This is a genomic window from Campylobacter novaezeelandiae (assembly GCF_018968685.1).
GTDB classification, from domain to species: domain Bacteria; phylum Campylobacterota; class Campylobacteria; order Campylobacterales; family Campylobacteraceae; genus Campylobacter_D; species Campylobacter_D novaezeelandiae.
The window spans coordinates 72,833-92,995 of sequence record NZ_CP076657.1; the positions used below are offsets into that span (position 1 = coordinate 72,833).

Annotated in this window: 25 protein-coding genes and 5 tRNA genes; 10 read left to right on the plus strand and 20 right to left on the minus strand. The window is 28.8% G+C overall.

Annotation, left to right across the window (positions count from 1 at the left end):
* Positions 1 to 186: 186 nt before the first annotated feature.
* From recA to CNZW441b_RS00485, 10 genes are all read left to right on the plus strand, one after another.
* Complete coding sequence (recA, locus tag CNZW441b_RS00440; protein ID WP_131164008.1) at positions 187 to 1,215, plus strand: recombinase RecA; 1,029 nt, start codon at positions 187 to 189, stop codon at positions 1,213 to 1,215.
* A gap of 1 nt (position 1,216) precedes the next feature.
* On the plus strand, positions 1,217 to 2,461 hold the full coding sequence (gene eno / locus CNZW441b_RS00445; RefSeq protein ID WP_131164009.1) for a phosphopyruvate hydratase: 1,245 nt from the start codon (positions 1,217 to 1,219) through the stop codon (positions 2,459 to 2,461).
* Positions 2,462 to 2,526: 65 nt separating this feature from the next.
* Positions 2,527 to 2,730, plus strand: coding sequence for a hypothetical protein (locus CNZW441b_RS00450; RefSeq protein WP_131164010.1), 204 nt, complete (start codon positions 2,527 to 2,529; stop codon positions 2,728 to 2,730).
* The gene (locus tag CNZW441b_RS00455; RefSeq protein ID WP_131164011.1) at positions 2,720 to 3,385 is read left to right on the plus strand and encodes an AMIN domain-containing protein; all 666 of its coding nucleotides are present in this window, start codon (positions 2,720 to 2,722) and stop codon (positions 3,383 to 3,385) included. The genes CNZW441b_RS00450 and CNZW441b_RS00455 overlap by 11 nt, the downstream gene beginning before the upstream one ends.
* On the plus strand, positions 3,386 to 4,222 hold the full coding sequence (locus CNZW441b_RS00460; protein WP_216681408.1) for a DNA ligase: 837 nt from the start codon (positions 3,386 to 3,388) through the stop codon (positions 4,220 to 4,222).
* 51 nt (positions 4,223 to 4,273) lie between these two features.
* A tRNA-Pro gene (locus CNZW441b_RS00465) sits at positions 4,274 to 4,351 on the plus strand.
* A gap of 25 nt (positions 4,352 to 4,376) precedes the next feature.
* Positions 4,377 to 4,453: transfer RNA gene (locus CNZW441b_RS00470), tRNA-His, on the plus strand.
* 4 nt (positions 4,454 to 4,457) lie between these two features.
* A tRNA-Arg gene (locus tag CNZW441b_RS00475) sits at positions 4,458 to 4,534 on the plus strand.
* Positions 4,535 to 4,550: 16 nt separating this feature from the next.
* A tRNA-Arg gene (locus CNZW441b_RS00480) sits at positions 4,551 to 4,627 on the plus strand.
* A gap of 5 nt (positions 4,628 to 4,632) precedes the next feature.
* A tRNA-Leu gene (locus CNZW441b_RS00485) sits at positions 4,633 to 4,717 on the plus strand.
* Positions 4,718 to 5,265: 548 nt separating this feature from the next.
* Here the strand turns inward: CNZW441b_RS00485 and ybeY are convergent.
* From ybeY to CNZW441b_RS00585, 20 genes are all read right to left on the minus strand, one after another.
* The gene (gene ybeY, locus CNZW441b_RS00490; RefSeq protein ID WP_131164013.1) at positions 5,266 to 5,670 is read right to left on the minus strand and encodes an rRNA maturation RNase YbeY; all 405 of its coding nucleotides are present in this window, start codon (positions 5,668 to 5,670) and stop codon (positions 5,266 to 5,268) included.
* Position 5,671: 1 nt separating this feature from the next.
* Complete coding sequence (gene recO, locus CNZW441b_RS00495) at positions 5,672 to 6,286, minus strand: recombination protein RecO (RefSeq protein ID WP_131165777.1); 615 nt, start codon at positions 6,284 to 6,286, stop codon at positions 5,672 to 5,674.
* A gap of 3 nt (positions 6,287 to 6,289) precedes the next feature.
* Positions 6,290 to 6,994, minus strand: coding sequence for a DUF2726 domain-containing protein (locus CNZW441b_RS00500; protein ID WP_131165776.1), 705 nt, complete (start codon positions 6,992 to 6,994; stop codon positions 6,290 to 6,292).
* A 10-nt stretch (positions 6,995 to 7,004) separates the two neighbouring features.
* Complete coding sequence (locus tag CNZW441b_RS00505) at positions 7,005 to 7,526, minus strand: cysteine hydrolase family protein (protein ID WP_131165775.1); 522 nt, start codon at positions 7,524 to 7,526, stop codon at positions 7,005 to 7,007.
* Positions 7,523 to 8,278 carry a tRNA 2-thiocytidine biosynthesis TtcA family protein gene (locus tag CNZW441b_RS00510; RefSeq protein WP_131165774.1) on the minus strand — a complete coding sequence of 252 codons (756 nt, stop codon included), beginning with the start codon at positions 8,276 to 8,278 and terminating at the stop codon, positions 7,523 to 7,525. Before CNZW441b_RS00510 ends, CNZW441b_RS00505 begins: the two co-directional genes overlap by 4 nt.
* Complete coding sequence (locus tag CNZW441b_RS00515) at positions 8,275 to 8,964, minus strand: 5'-methylthioadenosine/adenosylhomocysteine nucleosidase (protein ID WP_200218056.1); 690 nt, start codon at positions 8,962 to 8,964, stop codon at positions 8,275 to 8,277. The genes CNZW441b_RS00510 and CNZW441b_RS00515 overlap by 4 nt, the downstream gene beginning before the upstream one ends.
* The gene (gene fabD / locus CNZW441b_RS00520; protein ID WP_131165784.1) at positions 8,958 to 9,884 is read right to left on the minus strand and encodes an ACP S-malonyltransferase; all 927 of its coding nucleotides are present in this window, start codon (positions 9,882 to 9,884) and stop codon (positions 8,958 to 8,960) included. The genes CNZW441b_RS00515 and fabD overlap by 7 nt, the downstream gene beginning before the upstream one ends.
* A gap of 1 nt (position 9,885) precedes the next feature.
* Positions 9,886 to 10,452 (minus strand): FKBP-type peptidyl-prolyl cis-trans isomerase, encoded by a 567-nt coding sequence (locus tag CNZW441b_RS00525; protein ID WP_131165772.1) that lies wholly within the window; start codon positions 10,450 to 10,452, stop codon positions 9,886 to 9,888.
* A 10-nt stretch (positions 10,453 to 10,462) separates the two neighbouring features.
* Positions 10,463 to 11,401: a tetratricopeptide repeat protein gene (locus tag CNZW441b_RS00530; protein WP_131165771.1), complete on the minus strand. Its 939-nt coding sequence runs from the start codon at positions 11,399 to 11,401 to the stop codon at positions 10,463 to 10,465.
* A gap of 5 nt (positions 11,402 to 11,406) precedes the next feature.
* Positions 11,407 to 11,907, minus strand: a complete 501-nt coding sequence (gene pal / locus CNZW441b_RS00535) for a peptidoglycan-associated lipoprotein Pal (RefSeq protein ID WP_216681409.1) — start codon at positions 11,905 to 11,907, stop codon at positions 11,407 to 11,409.
* A 71-nt stretch (positions 11,908 to 11,978) separates the two neighbouring features.
* On the minus strand, positions 11,979 to 13,184 hold the full coding sequence (gene tolB / locus CNZW441b_RS00540; RefSeq protein WP_131164023.1) for a Tol-Pal system protein TolB: 1,206 nt from the start codon (positions 13,182 to 13,184) through the stop codon (positions 11,979 to 11,981).
* Positions 13,185 to 13,197: 13 nt separating this feature from the next.
* Positions 13,198 to 13,947 carry a TonB C-terminal domain-containing protein gene (locus CNZW441b_RS00545; protein WP_131165770.1) on the minus strand — a complete coding sequence of 250 codons (750 nt, stop codon included), beginning with the start codon at positions 13,945 to 13,947 and terminating at the stop codon, positions 13,198 to 13,200.
* 2 nt (positions 13,948 to 13,949) lie between these two features.
* Positions 13,950 to 14,339, minus strand: a complete 390-nt coding sequence (locus tag CNZW441b_RS00550) for an ExbD/TolR family protein (protein ID WP_131165769.1) — start codon at positions 14,337 to 14,339, stop codon at positions 13,950 to 13,952.
* A gap of 1 nt (position 14,340) precedes the next feature.
* Positions 14,341 to 14,898, minus strand: a complete 558-nt coding sequence (locus tag CNZW441b_RS00555) for a MotA/TolQ/ExbB proton channel family protein (protein ID WP_131164026.1) — start codon at positions 14,896 to 14,898, stop codon at positions 14,341 to 14,343.
* Positions 14,899 to 14,903: 5 nt separating this feature from the next.
* Positions 14,904 to 15,287, minus strand: coding sequence for an ATP synthase F1 subunit epsilon (gene atpC / locus CNZW441b_RS00560; protein ID WP_131165768.1), 384 nt, complete (start codon positions 15,285 to 15,287; stop codon positions 14,904 to 14,906).
* Between the two features lie 4 nt (positions 15,288 to 15,291).
* Positions 15,292 to 16,689, minus strand: coding sequence for a F0F1 ATP synthase subunit beta (gene atpD / locus CNZW441b_RS00565; RefSeq protein WP_131164028.1), 1,398 nt, complete (start codon positions 16,687 to 16,689; stop codon positions 15,292 to 15,294).
* Between the two features lie 21 nt (positions 16,690 to 16,710).
* Complete coding sequence (gene atpG, locus CNZW441b_RS00570) at positions 16,711 to 17,598, minus strand: ATP synthase F1 subunit gamma (protein ID WP_131164029.1); 888 nt, start codon at positions 17,596 to 17,598, stop codon at positions 16,711 to 16,713.
* 8 nt (positions 17,599 to 17,606) lie between these two features.
* A complete protein-coding gene (atpA, locus tag CNZW441b_RS00575) occupies positions 17,607 to 19,112 on the minus strand; it encodes a F0F1 ATP synthase subunit alpha (protein ID WP_131164030.1) in 1,506 nt (501 codons plus the stop codon).
* A gap of 9 nt (positions 19,113 to 19,121) precedes the next feature.
* A complete protein-coding gene (locus CNZW441b_RS00580) occupies positions 19,122 to 19,646 on the minus strand; it encodes a F0F1 ATP synthase subunit delta (protein WP_131164031.1) in 525 nt (174 codons plus the stop codon).
* Entirely contained in the window at positions 19,646 to 20,158 is a 513-nt protein-coding gene (locus CNZW441b_RS00585; protein WP_131164032.1) for a F0F1 ATP synthase subunit B, read from the minus strand. Before CNZW441b_RS00585 ends, CNZW441b_RS00580 begins: the two co-directional genes overlap by 1 nt.
* Positions 20,159 to 20,163 lie beyond the last annotated feature (5 nt).

Genomic DNA, 20,163 nt, shown 5'->3' on the forward strand with positions numbered 1-20,163 from the left:
TAATCCTTGATTTTTCTTAAATAAAATATTTTATAAAATTTCATTTAAAAATTCATAAAAACTTTAATTTTTGTAATCTTTCAATAAAAATAAAAACTTATAGTTTTTAATAAAATAATTTTTAAGTAATGCATTATTTAGCTTTATTTTGTTAAAATTCAAATTAAATTTTTTTAAGGGAAAATAATGGATGATAATAAAAGAAAATCCTTAGATGCTGCTTTAAAAAGTCTTGATAAAGCTTTTGGAAAAGGAACTATTTTAAGACTTGGCGATAAAGAAGTTGAGCAAATTGATAGTATTAGCACTGGTTCGGTAGGACTTGATTTAGCCTTGGGAATAGGAGGAATTCCAAAGGGGAGAATCATTGAAATTTATGGACCTGAAAGCTCAGGTAAGACAACGCTTACTTTACATATCATTGCAGAGTGTCAAAAAGCAGGGGGTGTTTGTGCATTTATTGATGCAGAGCATGCTTTAGATGTGAAATATGCTAAAAATTTAGGGGTAAATACAGACGATCTTTATATTTCTCAACCTGATTTTGGGGAGCAGGCTTTAGAGATTGTAGAAACTATAGCTAGAAGTGGAGCTATTGATTTAATTGTAGTTGATAGTGTGGCAGCTCTTACTCCAAAGGCTGAAATAGAAGGAGACATGGGCGATCAGCATGTAGGGCTTCAAGCAAGGTTGATGTCTCAGGCTTTAAGAAAACTTACAGGGATAGTACATAAAATGAATACTACGGTTATTTTTATTAACCAAATTCGTATGAAAATAGGTGCTATGGGTTATGGAACGCCTGAAACAACTACTGGTGGAAATGCTTTAAAATTTTATGCCTCTGTGCGTTTAGATGTAAGAAAAGTCGCTAGTTTAAAACAAAGTGAAGAAGTAATTGGAAATCGTGTTAAGGTTAAAGTGGTTAAAAACAAAGTTGCTCCACCTTTTAGACAGGCCGAATTTGATGTAATGTTTGGAGAAGGTTTAAGTCGCGAAGGTGAACTTATAGATTATGGTGTTAAGCTAGATATAGTAGATAAAAGTGGAGCGTGGTTTTCTTATAAAGATAAAAAATTAGGGCAGGGTAGAGAGAATTCAAAAGCTTTCTTAAAAGAAAATCCACAAGTTGCAGAAGAGATTACTAAAGAAATACAAAATTCTATCGGTATTGAGGGGATGATAAGTTCTTCACAAGATGAGGAGGAGGAATAAAATGTTGATAATAGAAGATGTAAGGGCGTTTGAGGTTTTAGATAGTAGGGCAAATCCTACAATAAAAACAGAGATAGTATTAAATGATGGTAGTGTAGGTTCAGCTATAGTTCCAAGTGGTGCAAGTACTGGTTCAAAAGAAGCTTTAGAGCTTAGAGATAATGATGAAAGATTTAATGGAAAAGGAGTATTAAAGGCTATTTCCAATGTTAATGAACTTATAGCCGAAAATATTATAGGACTTGATGCTTATGATCAAGTTCAATTAGATGAAACTTTAAAAGAGCTTGATGGCACAAATAATTATGCAAATTTAGGAGCTAATGCAACTTTAGGCGTTTCTATGGCTTTAGCACGTGCAGCGGCTAATTCTTTAAATATACCTTTATATAGATATTTAGGCGGTGTAAATGCAAGCATTTTACCTGTCCCAATGTGCAATATTATCAATGGCGGAGCTCATGCGAATAATAATATTGATTTTCAAGAATTTATGATTATGCCTTTTGGTTTTACAAGTTTTAAAGAAGCTTTGCGTTCTGTTTGCGAAATTTATGCATCTCTTAAGAAAGAATTGGCCTCTTTAGGACATTCTACAGCATTAGGAGATGAAGGGGGATTTGCTCCTAATTTGGCTAATAATGAAGAAGCTTTAAATCTTTTAATGACTTGTATTAAAAAAACAGGTTATGAAAAAAATATAAAATTAGCTCTTGATGTTGCAAGTAGCGAGTTTTATAAGGATGGAAGCTATCATTTAGAAGGAAAAACTTTCTCAAGCGATGATTTAATTGAAAAATATATAGAGCTTTGTTCAAAATATCCAATTTGTAGTATAGAAGATGGTTTAGCTGAAAATGATTTTGAAGGTTGGGTAAAACTTACTCAGAAATTAGGAGATAAAATTCAGCTTGTGGGCGATGATTTATTTGTAACCAATGAAAATATTTTAAGAGAGGGTATTCTTAAAAAAATGGCAAATGCTGTTCTTATAAAGCCAAATCAAATAGGAACTATTACAGAAACTATGAGAACAGTGCGTTTAGCGCATAGAAACAATTATAAATGCATTATGTCTCATAGATCAGGAGAAAGCGAAGATACTTTTATAGCTGATTTTGCTGTAGCTTTAAATACGGGTCAGATTAAGACAGGAGCTTTAGCAAGAGGAGAAAGAACTGCTAAATACAATCGTTTATTAGAAATTGAACTTCAAAATGATGAATATTTGGGAGAAAGACTCTGAGTGATTTATTAAAAGAATATGACGAAAGTACCAAGAAAAAAAGTCTTTATTTTAATATTTTTAAAATGCTTTTATGGGCAATTTTTGTGATTATTGGGGCTATTTATTTTGGTAATATGCTTTTTGGTCAATATTCTTTAGATACTATGCTTTCTTTAGAAGCAACAAAAGAGAATTTAAATAAAAAAATTCTTTTATTAAAAGAGCAAAATGCCAAAGCACAAAAAGAATACTTTGAGTTGAAAGGTTTGTATCCAAATGAAAATTAAATTATTGTATATTTTATTGTTTTTATATGCTTTTGCAAACGCTAAAAATCCTTTTGATATAGAACAAAATTTAAGTGATAATATCATAATCCCAGAATCTTTTCAAAAAGAAGAAGTTAAATTTAATTCAAGTGCAAGAATTCTTAAAGGTGTCACTTTTCATTATATTAATCTTGATGGAAGTGAGAGTGATTTAAATCTTGATATCAATAAAAGCATAGATTGGCATGATCGTTATGTCTTAACAAGAGTAAAAGCCCCTGATCCTTCTAAAATTTTAGATGTTTCTGTGACTATACCCGAGAAAAATAATTCTAAATCAGATTTAAATACTTCTGTTAGTATAGAACTTCCTATACAAACAGATAAAATATATGATTTCATAGCTTATACAACTTATAAAAATAAGATCAAATTTAGCACAAGCGATGAAATATTATCTGATTTTTCAATAGGAAATCCTAGCAAGATTGTTTTAGATTTTAAATCAGATAATATTCAGCCAACCAAAAATATTAGGCTTAAAGACTCTTTATTTAAAAGAATAGATTTTGGATCTCATAAAGGATATTATCGTTTGGTGATTTATTTAGATGGAAAATACAGTTATAAAATTCAAAAAGATTCTACAGGTTATATCATAAATTTGCTATAGATGAGAAATATTGTATTATTAATCTTTTGTATTTCTTTTTCGAAGGTGGTTTTATTATTTGATACCTATGATGAAAAATTTTTTGATAAAGAAGATATAAAAACTTATGTAATGAGTGAAAAACTTGATGGAGTAAGAGGAATTTGGGATGGCAGAGTGTTTAAAACGCGTAAAAACTATCCTATCTTTGTCCCTTTGTTTTTTACTCAAAATTTTCCAAATTTTGCTCTTGATGGGGAATTATGGATACAAAGAGCAAGTTTTGATCAAATTTCAGCCCTTATAAGAAAAAATGAAATCAATAATACACTTTGGGAAAAAGTAACTTACAATGTTTTTGATGTTCCAAACGCTTGTGAAGAATTTAAGCTTAAAGAATGTACTTTATTAAATCGTTTAGAAGTTTTGCAAGAGTATTTAAAAAAATATCCTAATCCTTATATAAAAATTATTCCTCAAATTTTTATTAAAGATAAAAAACATTTGAATAATTTTTATGAAAATATTATAAAAAATGGTGGCGAAGGAGTTATAGTAAGAAAAAATTCTATGTCTTATGAGAATAAAAGATCAAATTTTTCTTTAAAATTAAAACCTTTTTTTGATGATGAATGTAAAGTTGTGGGTTATACAAAAGGAAAAGGTAAATATGAGAATAAAATTGGAGCTTTATTGTGTGAGCTGCCTAATACAAAAATTATTAAAATTGGTTCAGGGCTTAAAGATAGCGATAGAGAAAATCCTCCAAAAATAGGTTCTATCATCACTTATAAATTTAATGGATTGACAAAAAATTCTTTACCACGTTTTCCTATATTTTTGCGCGTTAGGGAATAATAAATTCTTGACTTGTATTATTTTTTATGCTAGAATGTTAGCTTTTTAACTCGGGGTGTAGCGCAGTCTGGTTAGCGCACTTGGTTTGGGACCAAGGGGCCGAAGGTTCGAATCCTTTCACCCCGACCATTTTTATAAATATTTATAAAAAATGGTGAGTGTAGCTCAGTCGGTTAGAGCATCAGATTGTGGTCCTGAGGGTCGTGGGTTCAATTCCCATCACTCACCCCACTAAGCGCTCGTAGCTCAACTGGATAGAGCGACAGACTTCGGATCTGTAGGTTATGGGTTCGATTCCTATCGGGCGCACCACCACTTCTTACTATATGCGTTCATAGCTCAGCTGGATAGAGCAACGGCCTTCTAAGCCGTAGGTCAGAGGTTCGAATCCTCTTGAGCGTACCACTTTTGCGGATGTGGTGAAATTGGCAGACACGCCAGACTTAGGATCTGGTGCAGCAATGCGTGAAGGTTCAAGTCCTTTCATCCGCACCATTTGTAATTCTTAAAACAATTGATTTCCAAATTTTATGATTAAAATTATTTTCTTATTAAAACTTTGTTAAAAAATATTTAGAATTTGAAAATTTATAACAATTTTCATTGTTTTTGGTTTTATTTATCTTAATAAGGTTTAAAATAAAATTTATAAAATATTTTAGCTTAATAGAATTGTGTAAAATTTTAAATTTAAATAGTTATCTTAAATCTTTAATTGGAATTTTATATAAATGCTCTAAATTAAATGTTTATTATATTGCTTGTATCCATAATTTGAATAAAATGTAACCAAAATTTATTTAAGTTGTGGAATTTCTTTAATATAAATTAGTTGCCAGCATAAAGGAATTAATGAGAAAAAGCCAGAGAATAAAATAAATAAAAATGTTCAGTCTCAGATTTAGATGATAATTTAATAGATTAACAATTGAACAAGCAATCATTAGCAGTGTTTTTAGTTTTTTAAAATTGTAATACTTGTAAAAGCGATGATTTTTTAGTATAAATCTTTTAAATATTTGAGCCAATAAATCAATAAATTTTTACCCATCATTCCTCACTATCAAAGACTTTGGGAGTTTGAAAAAATTGATTAATTCTTTTTCTTTCTCTCTCATCTCTCCCTTGTCTATTTCGTGATCAAAACCTATTAAGTGAAGCATGGCGTGGATAAAAAGTAAGCTTATTTCTTCTTCATAAGTGTGATTGAATTCTTTTGCTTTTTCTTTGGCTAATTCAGTATTTATTACTATGGATCCTAGGGGTAAATTTTTAGCTATATCTACAAGTGGAAAAGAAAGCACATCAGTGCTTTTATCGATCCCTCTTTGTTCTAAATTTAAATTACGCATTTGTTCATTGTTTAAAAAAATAAGTTCAACATCTTTAGAACTTATTTTTTGGGCAATTTTTTCTAAAAAATCAACATTTTCATCACAAATTATCATTTTAAAATCCTTCTTTGATAATAGAATAAATTTTTTCTATCTCTTCGTCATTAAAAATACTAGAATTTTTATATTTATAAAATTCTTCAAGTTTTTTTTGATTAAATGAATAGCCTAAAGCACAATAATGATGAGAGGGCAAAAAAGCTCTTAAAAGTGTAATTTCATTTTTTATCGGTTCCTCGCAAGAAAAACAGATAAAATTTTTATGAAGTCTGCCTTCAAATTCCAATATTTTTATATAAGCATCTATAATTACACGTTTTGGATTTTGTTTTAAAAATTTTATGGCACTTTCATTTAAAAGTTCAAAATAAAAAGAATCAAGCTCTTCTATACCCCTTAAATGCTGGTAAAAAAGACGTATAAATTCTTGCCATAAAAACATTTTTTCTCTTTGTAAAATCCAAGTAAAACTAAGATGCATAACATCTTTAAGACGTGGTAAAAAGTTGGGATTTTCATCTAGAGAAAAATCGATTTTATATCCATTTAAAATACTTGAATGTCTAAGCCCATAAAAGCGATAGGTTTTAAGTAAGGCTTTAGCACTTAAAATATAAACGATCAAATCCTCATCTTTAATTTTTTGAGTATGTAAAATAAAACCCTGCATAAGCTAAATTAAATCTTTGTATTTTAAATAAAGCGAATCTGCAATTTTTTTGATTTCTTTTTTTAGTTTTAAATCATCAATAAAATAAGAATTATCTTGATAAACTTGAGCCCCTTCTAAAACATAAAAATGAAGTTTTGCTTTTAAAATTACTTCTTTTTTGATTTCATCGTTTTTTTTAATTTTTTCCATTTGAATGATATCTGATTTATCTCCATAGTGTCCACCACCTTGAAATTCTAAAACAGCAAATGGCTTTGTGGATTTATTTTTAAAATCTTTGATAACAAATAAAAAATCAACTACTAAATCAGAATATGCTTTCCAAACTTCATCCTCTTTGTCATCTTTTAAAAAGCTTTTTAAAGAGATTTGAGGAAAAACTATAAAGTTATTTTTAATATCTTCGCAAAAAATCAATTCCTTATAAATTAAAAATTCTCCAATACCCATAAGCTTATCTTTACTGAAAATACTGCATTTTTTAACTAAATCAAGCTTATATTCTTTGCTTTTTTTGTATTCTGATATTTTTTCTTCTTGTTTCTTTTTTTCTAAGAAAAATTGATTCTTAATTTTTTTATTTTTTTCTTTTTGGATTTGTTTTAAAATAATTCGCTTTAAATTTTTATTGATTTTGTTTTGATTATTTATTTTAAAAACTAAGATAAAAATAATCACGATTAAAATTATTATAAGCATGATCATTGACTTAAACCTATATTATTTTAATTCCATATGTTTTTAAAAGGTTAAAAGAGGAGTTTTCTAAATTTGTATCGAAACTAGCACTGGCTTCTTTATATAAAAATATTTTTGCATCAGGTTTTGCACTAAAAGCTAAAATGATATTACAAAAAACACAAATATGCGATACAAGTCCGCAAAAATAAAGTTCTTTATATTCGCTTTTGCTAATAAAATTTGCAAGCTCTAAACTTCCAAAAGTATTTTTATAAAATATTTTTTTGGCTTTTGGTATATATTTTTGTAAATTTGTAGGCATTTGCCACCCTGGTGTATTTTGAATGCAATGTTTTATAGGTATTAATTTTCCCTCATTAGAATTTAAATAATTGCTATCATGTGTATCAAAAGTGATTAGTAAATCTGTATTATTAAAGTCAATATTATCTAATAAATTTAAAATTTTATTTTCTATTTTTAAAGCTTTTTCAAACCCTAAGCTTCCTGTAACGAAATCATTTTGATAGTCTATAAGCACAAAAGCTTTTTTCATATGTTTTGAAGCCAGAAACTCTCTGTATGTAAATTTTCAAATGCAGTTTTTAGACTTGTAAAAAGCTTAGGATAATCTTTTTCTAAATTAGCTAAGATTTGTTTTGCTTCTTCTCTTGCATGAGGGAATTTAACATTTCTTTCGCTTAATTTCATACCAGGACAAAATTCATTGCCAATAACTTCAAGTTCATTTTGTAAAGCATTTTCTCTAAGCTGTCTTTCTCTTACAAAGATTAAAGGGCGTATTACTATAATGCCACGTTTACTTTTATAAATTGGTGCCAAAGTTCTTAAAGCCCCATTATGGATAAAATTCATAAAAAAGCTTTCAGCTGCATCATCTAAATGATGAGCTATGGCAAGTTTGTTAAAATTATTTTCTAAAGCATAAGTGTATAAAGCTCCTCGACGCATTCTTGAAAAATAACTACAAAAACTAGAATTTTTTCTTATAGCATCTTCAGAAACTTCATAAATATTAGAATCAAGAATGCTATGATCAATACCATGCTCTTTGCAATGATGATTTAAACGAGAGTAATCTTCGCCCATTCCATAACTTAGAGTGACAGCCTTAAGTTCAAATTTAAAAGGAGCGTGAGCTTGCATGCGCTTTAAAAGATGAGCCAAGGCTAAAGAATCTTTTCCTCCACTTAAGCCTAAAAGAACTCTATCGCCTTCATTGATAAGACTAAATTTAGCATTGGCTTTAGCTACTTGACGGATGAGTTTTTTGCTAAGATTTATCATAGTTTTTCGCACATTTTAAGCACAAAATTAGCTGAAATTTTGGCAGAATTAACAACAAATTCATCAAAATCAAATTCAGCTTTTTCTCCGGCTTTATCACTCATTGCTCTTAAAATAAAACAAGGTGTATTTAAAGCATCACAAACCAAAGCTACGCTTGCTCCTTCCATTTCGCAAGCATCAGCATTAAAAATTTCTTTAATTTTTGCTTTTTTTGCTTCATCACAAATAAATTCATCGCCAGTTGCGATAATGCCTGCTTTTAATTTTATATTTAATTCTTTAGCTACTTCTAGGGCAATATTATTTAATTTTTCATTAGTTTTAATAAAAATTTCATTTCCTGGAACAAAACCTAAAGGATGGCCAAAAGCAGTAATATCTAAATCATATTGAACAAGTTTTGTTGCATAAAGCAAATCGCCTATTTCAAGCTCGGGATTAAAAGCACCAGCAACTCCTGTAAAAAGTAAAGCTTGGGCTTTAAATTTTTCTATCATTATGCTTGCACTTAGAGTTGAATTTACTTTGCCTATTTTAGAATAAGCTAAAATTAATTCATGATTTTTGTAATTTGCTGTGTAATAAATATTATTAGCATATTTTATACTATTGTAATCTTTTAAAATTTCAAGTAAAGGTGTTATTTCTTCTTCCATTGCGCCTAAAATCGCTATTTTCATGATTTTATTTCCTTTAAAAAAGTTTCTATTTCATTAAGGTTGGTTAGAGAATAAGTCGGTTTAGTGGTGATTTTTTTATTAAGTCCTTGTAAAATTTTAGAGCCAAATTCTATAAAATAAGAAGTTTCATTTTCTATCGTTTTTATACTTTGTTTATAAAGCACAGGAAATACAAGTTGAGCTTTTAGCAAATTTAAGGCTTCTTCTTTACTTGAGTAAGGTTTGGCGTTTACATTTGAGATAATTGTTTGAAAATTTGGTTTTAAAACTTTTTCGAGTTCTTTATAAAGTTTTAAAGAAGCATTTTCTAAAAGAGGACAATGACTTGCTACACTCATATTTAAAAGCATAGCTCTTTTAGCCCCAGCATTTTTAAATTCATTTTCATAACTTAATAAATCAGCTTTTAATCCAGCTATAACGATTTGTCCTTCGCAATTATAGTTTGCAGCAAAAATTTGCTTATTTTCAACTCTTGCTTTTTCGCATAGTTTTTCTATGCTTTCATCATCAAGACCTAGAACAACCATCATACCTGCTTCAATCTTGGCACAATCTTCTTGCATGAAAAGCCCTCTTTGGTGTACAAGTTTGAGTGCTTCAAGAAAATCAAGCCCATCGCTTATAGCTAAAGCAGAAAATTCACCTAAAGAATGTCCTAAAGAAATTTTTGCTTTTAAATTCGGTTCTAATTCATTTAAGGTATTATAAGCCATTAAAGAAGTTAAAAGTATTGCAGGTTGAGTGAACTGACTCTTGTTTAAATCATCGTTTTCTTCAAATAAAAGATGTTTAAAATTAATTTTTAAAAAATCGCTCGCATGATCTAAAAGCTCTTTGGCGCTTTTAGAATTTTCGTAGAAGTCTTTACCCATGCCAAGACTTTGAGAGCCTTGACCTGGAAAAATAAATGTATAATTCATATTAATGGCAACCACACCCACCATGACCACCGCAGCATCCACCGCCTTTATGTTCATGATGATGTTTATGTTCATGATTATTTCCACAACCGCAACTATGGCTTCCTGCAATAATTCCTGTAAGAATTTCATCTTCGCTTGCTGGTCTTACATCAACAAGATTAAGAGAAAAAAGTAAATCACGTCCAGCATATGGATGATTATAATCAATAGTAACACTGTCTTCTTTTATATCCTTAACACTAACGCGAACATTTTCCCCATTTTCGCCTTCTCCAAAAAGCTCCATTCCTATTTTAAGATCAATACCAGCAAATTGTTCTTTCGGTAAGGTTTGGATAGCGTTTGCATCGTATTCTCCTAAAGCTTTGTCTTTTTTAATAAGAATTTCTGTATTAGAAGGACAGTCTAATTTCGCAATTTCTTCTTCTAAAGAATCTAAAATTTGTCCTTTTCCAAGTATAAAAGAAATAGGTTGAGCGTAAAGATTTGATTCTAAAACCTCATTTGTATTAGCATCTTTTAGTTCATAAAACATAGAAACAACATTATTTTTTTCAATGGCCATTTTTTCCTCCTTATTTACGATTTGGCGAAGCTTTTGCTTCAGGTGAATTAGGATAATTAGTTTTTAAAGCTTTGTAAAAACTATTTGCTGTTTTAGGATCTCCAATTTTATCCAAAGAAATAGCTGTATGATAAAGTAGCTTAGGAAAATAGTCTCCTTTGGTGCTTATGGCTGAGCTTTTTTTATAGAAAACAATTGCATTATTATAATTTTTTTGTTTGTATTCTATTTCACCAAAGTAAAAATTAACTCTAGCTGGTTTGTAATGTTTTTGAAGTAGATAGTTTAATTTAAGCTTCATTTCTTCAAATTTATTTTGATTTAAGTCTAAAATAGCAAGATCTAAAATTTTGCTATGATTTTCTTTTTTCCAACTTTCATCATGTATTATTTTTTGTTTTTGTTCTTCTAAGGCTGACTTAGAACTCTGGTTATTTTCTATAACACTTGTATTGATGTCTTTTTGCGAATTAATATTGTTATAATTTTTTTCCATTTCTTTTTTTGAAACATAATCTGCATTAATGGAATCAACTAAAGTGCTTAATTCTGCTAAAACTTTTTTAAATTGCTTATTATTGCTTTCTTGAATTTTTCTACTTTCTTCTACATATGATTTTAAATTATTGATTTCTTGTGTGAAATTATTTTCTAAATTTTCGTAGTATTGTTCTGATTGATTGAGACGAGAATTTATTTTTGTATATTGTGAATTGATACCTTCAATGGTGCTTTGCAATCCCTCTATTCTTTCATTTGCTTCATTTATTCTTGCATTAACTTCGGAATAATTGTTGTTTAAAGTATCAAGCTTTTGTTTGATTGTTTTTTCATTTTGTGTTAAGCCATAGGAAGAATCATTTGCAAAATTACCTGCGCTAAAAGCAGAATTCTCTGCATAAACAAAAGTAGCCCCTATTAAAAGAGCTACTGATAATATTTTTTTCATTATATTTATTTTGCTAATTTAAATTCTGCACGTCTGTTTTGTGCATCGCAAGCTTTTGTTTTTTCTGTACATGCAGGGTTAGTTTCTCCGTAGCTTTTAATAGAAATTCTATCTGCATTTACACCTTGAGAAACTAAAGCTTCTTTTACAGCTTTAGCTCTTTTTAAACCTAAAGCTTGATTATATTCATCTGTTCCCCACTCGTCACAGTTTCCTTCAACTGTTATGCTAACACCACTTACTTCAGTATTGAAAATATTTGCATTATCTTGAATTACTGACTGCATATCAGATCTAATATTGAATTTATCAAAGTCAAAATAAACTTTATTTAAAGTGTCATTTAATCTATTGATTTTACTATCAATACTTTCAAAAGTATCACTACTTCCGCTACCTGGTTTAGAATCAACAGAACTATCACTCTCTACAGTGGTGCTTTTTGTGCTACAGCCACTAATGATTACTGCAAAAGCGGCAATCGAAGTTAAAAGAATTTTTTTCATTTTATAACCTTTCAAAAATTAATAAATTCATTAGATTATATCTAAAAATTTAAATTATTTCAACATTATATTTACCAGTCAATTGACTGAATTTTTCCTAGTTTTAATGGAAAATAAAAAGCTTTATTTGCATTTACTCTTATTACTCCTAATGCACTTTGAGATCCTAAATATTTGATAAAAACAACACTTCCTCCATCACTTGAAAATCTTGGAAATAAATTTTTACCATTAGCGGTTAATTGTCTAATATAATCACTCTTGATTGACATAAGATAAATATTAAAAACGCCAAATTGATTTGGCTCTCTGCTTGAATAAACTAAAAAGTCTTTATAGGTTGAAACTGAAGAATTGTTTTTTCCATGAAAAACTACTTGTTCTGCGATATTGCTTCCTAATGTTTGTATGAAAATATTTGGATATCCTAAACGATCTGAAACATAAACAATTTTAGAGTCATCATTCCCAATAAAATTGCCATTTACATCAATACCTGAATAATTTGTCAATTTTTCTAGTTTTTTGTTGTTTAGGTCATATAAATATATATCAGGTTGATCTTTAGGAGCCATAGTAACAAGAAGTTTGCTTCCATCTGTACTTACATCACTTGCAACAACCATACCTTCACTTGATAATATTTTTGTTGCACGATTATTTTTTAGATTATAAGAATAAAGAGTTGGCATATCTGAATCATAAGCTGTATAATAAAATAAGGTTTGTTCTTTGTTTCCCCATTTTGGAAATAAATTTAATCCCCCTTCTATTATTATTTTTTGATAGGTTAAAGTATAATCTGCCATAATGATTTGACTTTTTTTGGAACTATTTGTTCTTGAGATTAAAATTTTATGATCCATCCAATCAACTGGTGCAAGACCTAAAGCATTAACAGAATCTTTAACGCTTTTATGCGCTAAAAAAGGATATTGTTCTATAGAAGATGAATAATTTTTATTTGATTTTTCTATATTGCCGATTTTAATTTTAACATTAAGATCTAGGTTATTAGTGTTTTTTGATAAAGAATATTCAAAAATATAGTTTGTTGATTCATTGCCGTTATTAACAATTTCAAAATTTGAACTTACTTTTAAATCATTAACAAGGATATTATAGAAATTTCTTTTTAAGTTTTCATCACTTAAATTTGATTTATCTTTTACGATAATTTTTGGTAAAGCAATATCTTTGTTAATTACATCAATAATAGGATCTTCGGCCCAAAGTGAGGTAAATAAAACTAAAAAAATAAAAAAAAGTTTATTCATTGTATTTCTCCATTTATTGTTTAATTTCAATTAATTCATCGCTTAAATTCATTGTAATATTGATACTTTGATTTTTCGGAGGATAAGCTATGAATTTGCCTTGTAAATTTTCTAAAAAATCCATTACTTTTTTATCAAATGCTATATCATTACTTTTTTCCACAGAAGTATAGCCAAATTTTCCATTACTATCTATAAAAATTTTTACTCTAACGCTAAGATTTCCTTGCGATTTATTTAATTTCCAGCGTTCTTCTATAATGCGTGTAATTTTGCCTAAAAATTCATCATAAATTCCTGTGCGTTGAATTTGTATGCTGTCAGTATTGCTATTTTGAGTAAGAAGAGTATTTTCTAAATTTTTTACTAATTGCGAGGCATTTTTATCACTTGAGTTATTTTGAATATTTGGTTTAGCAGATGATTGGACTTTTGTTGTTTTTTCATCCTGAATATCTTTAACATTTCCAAACAAATCATTAAAATTTGTTTCTTTTTGGTCAATATTTTCAGTTTGAACAAATTTATTTGTAGTTTTTTCAAAAAGTTTGGCAATATCTACTTCTTTATTTATATCTGAATTCGCAATTTTATTTGAGCTTTGAGTTAATTCTATATCAATAAAACTATCTTCTAAATCAGTGTATTTAATACTTGGATCTTTAAAAGCTGTTATTCTAAAAAAAACAATTAGAATAACTAAAAAATAAACTATTAAAGCTAAAAGAAAAGAATTAAGATTACCAAGACCGTAGTTTTTCATATCTATTCAGTTTGTAGGGCAACTTTAGTAAAACCAATATTTTTAATATTTCTTAACACAAAGATCACATCATCATATTTTAAACTTTTATCAGCCCTTATAAAAACTGGATCTTGAGTGTTGAATTCATTTCGCATTTGAGTTAGATTATCTGCAAAACTTATAAAATCGAATTTTTTTTGATTGATAAAAATTTCTTTTTTTGCATTAATGCTTACAACCAAGCTTTTAATAGTTGGAGAACTTGTTGTTTTTTGAGAGCCTTGTGGTAAATTTATTTTTTCTTCATAACTTATAGAAGGGGCAGTTACCATTAAAATGGCAAGTAAAACAAGCATAATGTCAACTAAAGGAGTAATATTAAGTTCTGGTTTATCGTTATCAAAAGTCATTTCATTCTCTATTTGAGTTTAAAATTTTGATTTCACTATCAATAATATTTATAACTTCATAAGCTCTTCTTTTGATGATTAAGTGAAAAGTATAAGCGGGAATAGCTACTAAAATTCCACATCCTGTAGCGATTAAAGCTTCACTAATTTTAGGAGCAATAATACTGAGAGAATTTTGTGTACCAAGTCCACCAAATGTTTCAAGTATAGAAATCACAGTTCCAAAAAGTCCTATAAAAGGAGAAGTAGAGGCTATAATACTAAGCCAAGTTAATCCAATTGAAGATTTTTTTTGGGCTAAATTTTTATAAATTTCTAAGTGATTTTGGCTATATTCTGTGCATTTTCTTAATATAGAATCTGTTTTGCTAAGATCTTTTTCACCTGTTAAGAGGATTTCTAAACTTTTTTGTTCTTTAATTTTCCAAATATTTAAATTGGTAATTCTTGAAAAAAGTATAGAAAAAGACAGAATAAAATACAGAGAAAGCCATATTAAAACAATATAAGTGATTATGCTAGAATTATTAAAAAAATGAAAAATAGATTCAAAATTCATAAGTGTTAGCCTTTGTTATCTAGTTTTGATAATGTTGCAGCCAAGGCAGCATTATCAGAGCTTGCAGATTTTATAAGTTCTTTAGCTTTTGTAAGATTTTTTTCAATTTCACTTTGATTATCTCCGCTTATCCAAATAGCATCTTTGGCTAAAACACAAACTTTGGTTTCATTTATTTCGCTATAGCCTTCATTTATAGCTATCAATTCATGGTTTAAATCTTTTTTTTCAATATCGATTATCCCAGATTTTAATGATGAAATTAAACAAGCATGTCCTTTTAAAACACCAAATTCACCTTCACTTCCAGGAAGAGTAACAGATTTGATCTGATCTTTATAAATTAAACCTAACGGAGTTATAATTTCAAAATTGATTAAATCATCCATAAATTTAACCTTTGAGTTTATCTGCTTTTGCAATTGCTTCTTCTATATTTCCGACCATATAAAAAGCATTTTCTGGTAAATGATCATATTTGCCTTCCAAAATCCCTTTAAATCCTGCTATCGTTTCTTCAAGTGTGACATATTTTCCAGGACTTCCTGTGAAAACTTCAGCAACAAAGAATGGTTGTGATAAGAATTTTTCGATTTTTCTTGCTCTTTCAACGATAAGTTTATCTTCTTCGCTGAGTTCATCCATACCTAAAATAGCAATGATGTCTTGCAAATCTTTATATTTTTGAAGAACAGATTGAACACCGCGTGCAACTTCATAATGTTCTTTGCCTATGATTTGAGGATCTAACATTCTAGAAGTAGAGTCAAGTGGATCAACAGCAGGATAGATTCCTTTTTCAGCTATAGATCTATTTAAAACAGTTGTAGCATCTAAATGAGCAAAAACAGTTGCAGGAGCAGGATCTGTTAAGTCATCAGCTGGAACATAAACAGCTTGAACTGAAGTAATAGATCCTTTTTTTGTTGAGGTAATTCTTTCTTGGAATTTTCCCATTTCACTTGCTAAAGTCGGTTGATAACCTACAGCAGAAGGAATTCTTCCTAAAAGTGCTGACATTTCAGATCCTGATTGCGAGAATCTAAAAATATTATCAATAAACATTAAAACATCAAGACCCATTTCATCTCTAAAATATTCCGCCATAGTAAGACCTGTTAAGGCTATACGATTTCTCGCTCCTGGCGGTTCATTCATTTGTCCATAACATAAAGCAACTTTATCTAATACATTGCTTTCTTTCATTTCATTATATAGGTCATTTCCTTCACGAGTTCTTTCTCCAACTCCTGCAAATACAGAATAACCACTATGTTTAAAGGCAACATTATGAATAAGTTCCATTATAATAACAGTTTTTCCTACCCCAGCTCCTCCAAAGAGTCCTACTTTTCCACCTTTTGCATATGGTGCTAATAAATCAACAACTTTAATTCCAGTTTCAAAAATTTCACTTTTTGTGCTTTGTTCTTCAAAAGCAGGAGGGTCTCTATGTATAGACCATTTTTTGTCAAAATGAACTTCTTCTCCTTCATCAATTAAATCACCGGTTACATTAAAAATTCTTCCTAAAACTTTTTCTCCGACAGGAACACTAATAGGACTTCCTAAAGCTTTAACTTCAAGTCCTCTTACAAGACCATCTGTCATATCCATAGCAATAGTTCTCACTCTATTATCTCCTAAATGTGCAGCAACTTCTAAAATAAGTTTTTGTTTTTTTCCTTCATTTTCAAAATTAACTAGTATCGCTTCATTAATTTTAGGTAAGTATTCATTGAAATCAATATCAACAACAGGTCCTAAAACTTGTGAAATAAATCCTTGCATTATATTAATTCTCCTTCAATTCTATTTCATTGACTCAACACCACTGATAATTTCAATCAGCTCGGTAGTAATTGACTCTTGTCTTGCTTTATTGTAAGCTAAATTAAGTTGTTTTACTTTTGTTTTTGCATTATTTGTCGCATTATCCATTGCTTGCATTCTAGCACTATGTTCTGCTGCTAAGGAATCAATTAATGCATAATACATATTATATTCAAAATAAGTTTTTAATAAATTTTCTAAAAGATCTGTATTTTCAGGTTCTAAATCTATAAGAGAGTTAGAGCCTATATCAAGATCTTTGGAGGGTTCAACTGGAATAAGATGATTAATGAATAATTCTTGAGTAATCATATTTTTATATCCATTATGAATCAATATAACTTCATCAGTTAAGCCATTTAAATAATCTTCTACAACATCTTTAATTACAAGTGACGCTTTTTCATAATCTGGACTTGAGCTTAAGCCAAGATATTTTTTGGAAAGTTTTTTTCCTTGGAAGTTGAAGTATTCAATTCCAGTTTTACCGATAGCTCTTAGTCTAACATTAATATTTTTATTTTTATAATCATTTAAAATATGATTAACAGCTTTAATAGTTTTAATATTAAAACCACCACAAAGACCTTTATCTGCTGTTATGAAAATAATATCAGAGGTTTTTATAGGGTTTTTTTGACAAAAAAATTTGAATCTTGAATCATTTTCATCATATGCAATTTTATTAATTTCAAATGATATCTCACTTAACATTTGTTCAATTTTTTGAGCATAAATTTTTGCTCTACTTGCAACTTCTTCGGCTTTTTTTAACTTTGCAGTAGAAACAAGTTTCATTGCATTTGTGGTTTTTTGAGTATTATGAACACTTTTAATTTTTCTTTTTATTTCTTTTAAATTAGACATTAAAAACCCTATAAGTTGTTTGATTTAAATTCATTAATAGCTTTGCTTATTTTTTCTTCTAATTCTTTATCCAAAGCTTTTTTTGAACGAATTTCTTCAAAAATTTCTGGATATTTTGATTCAATAAATACATAAATTCCTTCTTCAAAATTTCTAATCTCAGAAACAGCAATATCATCTAAAAATCCTTTAGCTCCGGCAAAAATAGTAATAATTTGTTTTTCAATAGCTAAAGGAGAATAAGGAGGTTGTTTTAAAATTTCAACCATTCTTTGACCACGTTCGAGCTGTTTTCTACTTGATTCATCAAGATCACTTGCAAATTGTGCAAAAGCTTGTAATTCTCTATATTGAGCAAGATCAAGTCTTAAGGTTCCTGAAACTTGTTTAGTTGCTTTAATTTGCGCAGCGCCCCCAACTCTAGAAACTGATAATCCAACATTAATAGCTGGACGAATTCCTGAGTTAAAAAGATCTGTTTCAAGAAAAATTTGTCCATCAGTAATAGAAATAACATTAGTAGGAATATAAGCTGAAACATCTCCTGCTTGGGTTTCTATTATTGGTAAAGCTGTTAAAGATCCTGCACCTAGTTCGTCATTTAATTTACTTGCTCTTTCAAGTAGTCTTGAATGAAGATAGAAAACATCACCAGGATATGCTTCGCGTCCTGGAGGTCTGCGTAAAATTAAAGACATTTCACGATAAGCTACAGCGTGCTTACTAAGATCATCATAAACAATTAGAGCATGTTTAGAATTATCTCTAAAATACTCTCCCATTGTTACCCCTGAATAAGGTGCAAGATATTGCAATGCCGCTGGATCAGAAGCTCCAGCATTTACAACAATAGTGTATTCCATAGCTCCGTGTTCTTCTAATTTTTTAACAACTTGAGCTACATTGCTTTGTTTTTGACCTATAGCCACATAGATACAAATAACATTTTGCCCTTTTTGATTGATAATGGTATCTATTGCAACTGTTGTTTTTCCAGTTTGTCTATCTCCTATAATAAGTTCTCTTTGACCACGACCAATTGGAACAAGAGCATCAATAGCTTTTATACCTGTTTGTAAAGGTTCATGAACACTTTTTCTAGCCATAATCCCTTTTGCTTTTTCCTCTACAAAACGTGATTCGCTACTAGAAATAGAACCTTTTCCATCAATTGGTTCTCCTAGGGCATTAACTACACGACCTATTAAAGCTTCTCCTACTGGAACTTTTAAGAGTTTTTTTAACCTTTTAACACTACTTCCTTCTTTTAGAGTTTCACCTTTACCAAGAATAACGATACCAACACTACTTTCTTCAAGGTTTAAAGCCATTCCTTTTTCGCCATTTTCAAACTCAACCATTTCACCGGCCATGATATTTTTAAGCCCATAAACTTTGGCAACCCCGTCTGCAATAGAAATAATTTTTCCAGTTTCTTCAATTTCGAGATTTAAATCAAAGTTTTCAATTTTTTCTTTAATTATTGAGCTGATTTCATCGGCTTTAAATTTCATTTATTCTCCTTAAATAGTTTTCAATATTAATTCACTAATTTTATTCTGAAAAGTTTTCATAGAAAAAGATATTTCATAATTTAAATCTTCTATATCAATTTTAACTTCGTTACTATCTATAATTTTATTTTCTAGTTTAATTTGAACTTGCAGTTTAGATTTTAACTGTTCTTCAATTTTTTTTAGAATTTCTGTATCAAGAATTTTTTTAGAATAAACGACCCCTTTATAGGTATTATTTTGAAAGCATATTTGTTGTTGAAGTTCTTCAATGATTTCAGGAATAAATGAAAGTCTAGAATTATGCGCTAAAAGTTTAATAAAATTTTCAAAGTAAGGATTTTTTTGTTCGATAAAAGAAAGTATCAATTCAACTTTTTTTTCTTTGTGTATTTGTGTATTTTGTAATATATTTATAAAATGAGGAGCATAAAAAGCTTGGCGAATTATGCATAAATTTTTATAAAATGTTTCAAAATCTTTTCTTGATAAAATAGCTTTTGCATATTTTCTAGCAACAAGTTTATCAGCCATTAAGATACCTTTTTCATAATAATATCAATCATATCATCTTGTTTTAAAATTGTATTTGACTCTTTAAATAGTTCTGATAGTATTTGAGATATAACTTCTTTCTCTATTTTTTTAATTTCGTAATTTTTTTGTTCTTCAAAATATTTATTAAGTAAATTAATTTCATGTTGAGCTTCATCTTTAACTTTTTGAACCAAAATTTCTACTTCTTTTTTTGCATGATTTAATGCATTAGATGCTTCGATTTTTGCTTCTTCAAGTTTTTTAGCCATTTCAAATTTTTTAGTTTTACTTTCCAATAACTTTCTTTGAATTTCATCTAGTTTTGAAGAAATTTGAAAAATACGATTTTTATAGAAATTCTTAAGTGGAGTAGCTATAAAATAATATAATATAGCTATAAATATTAAGAAATTAACAACTCTTGGTATTATATCATAATCTCCATTACCACTAGGACTTCCCAATACATAAACAGGAAGTAAAAAAAGTAAAAACTTTAATTTTTGCATTACTA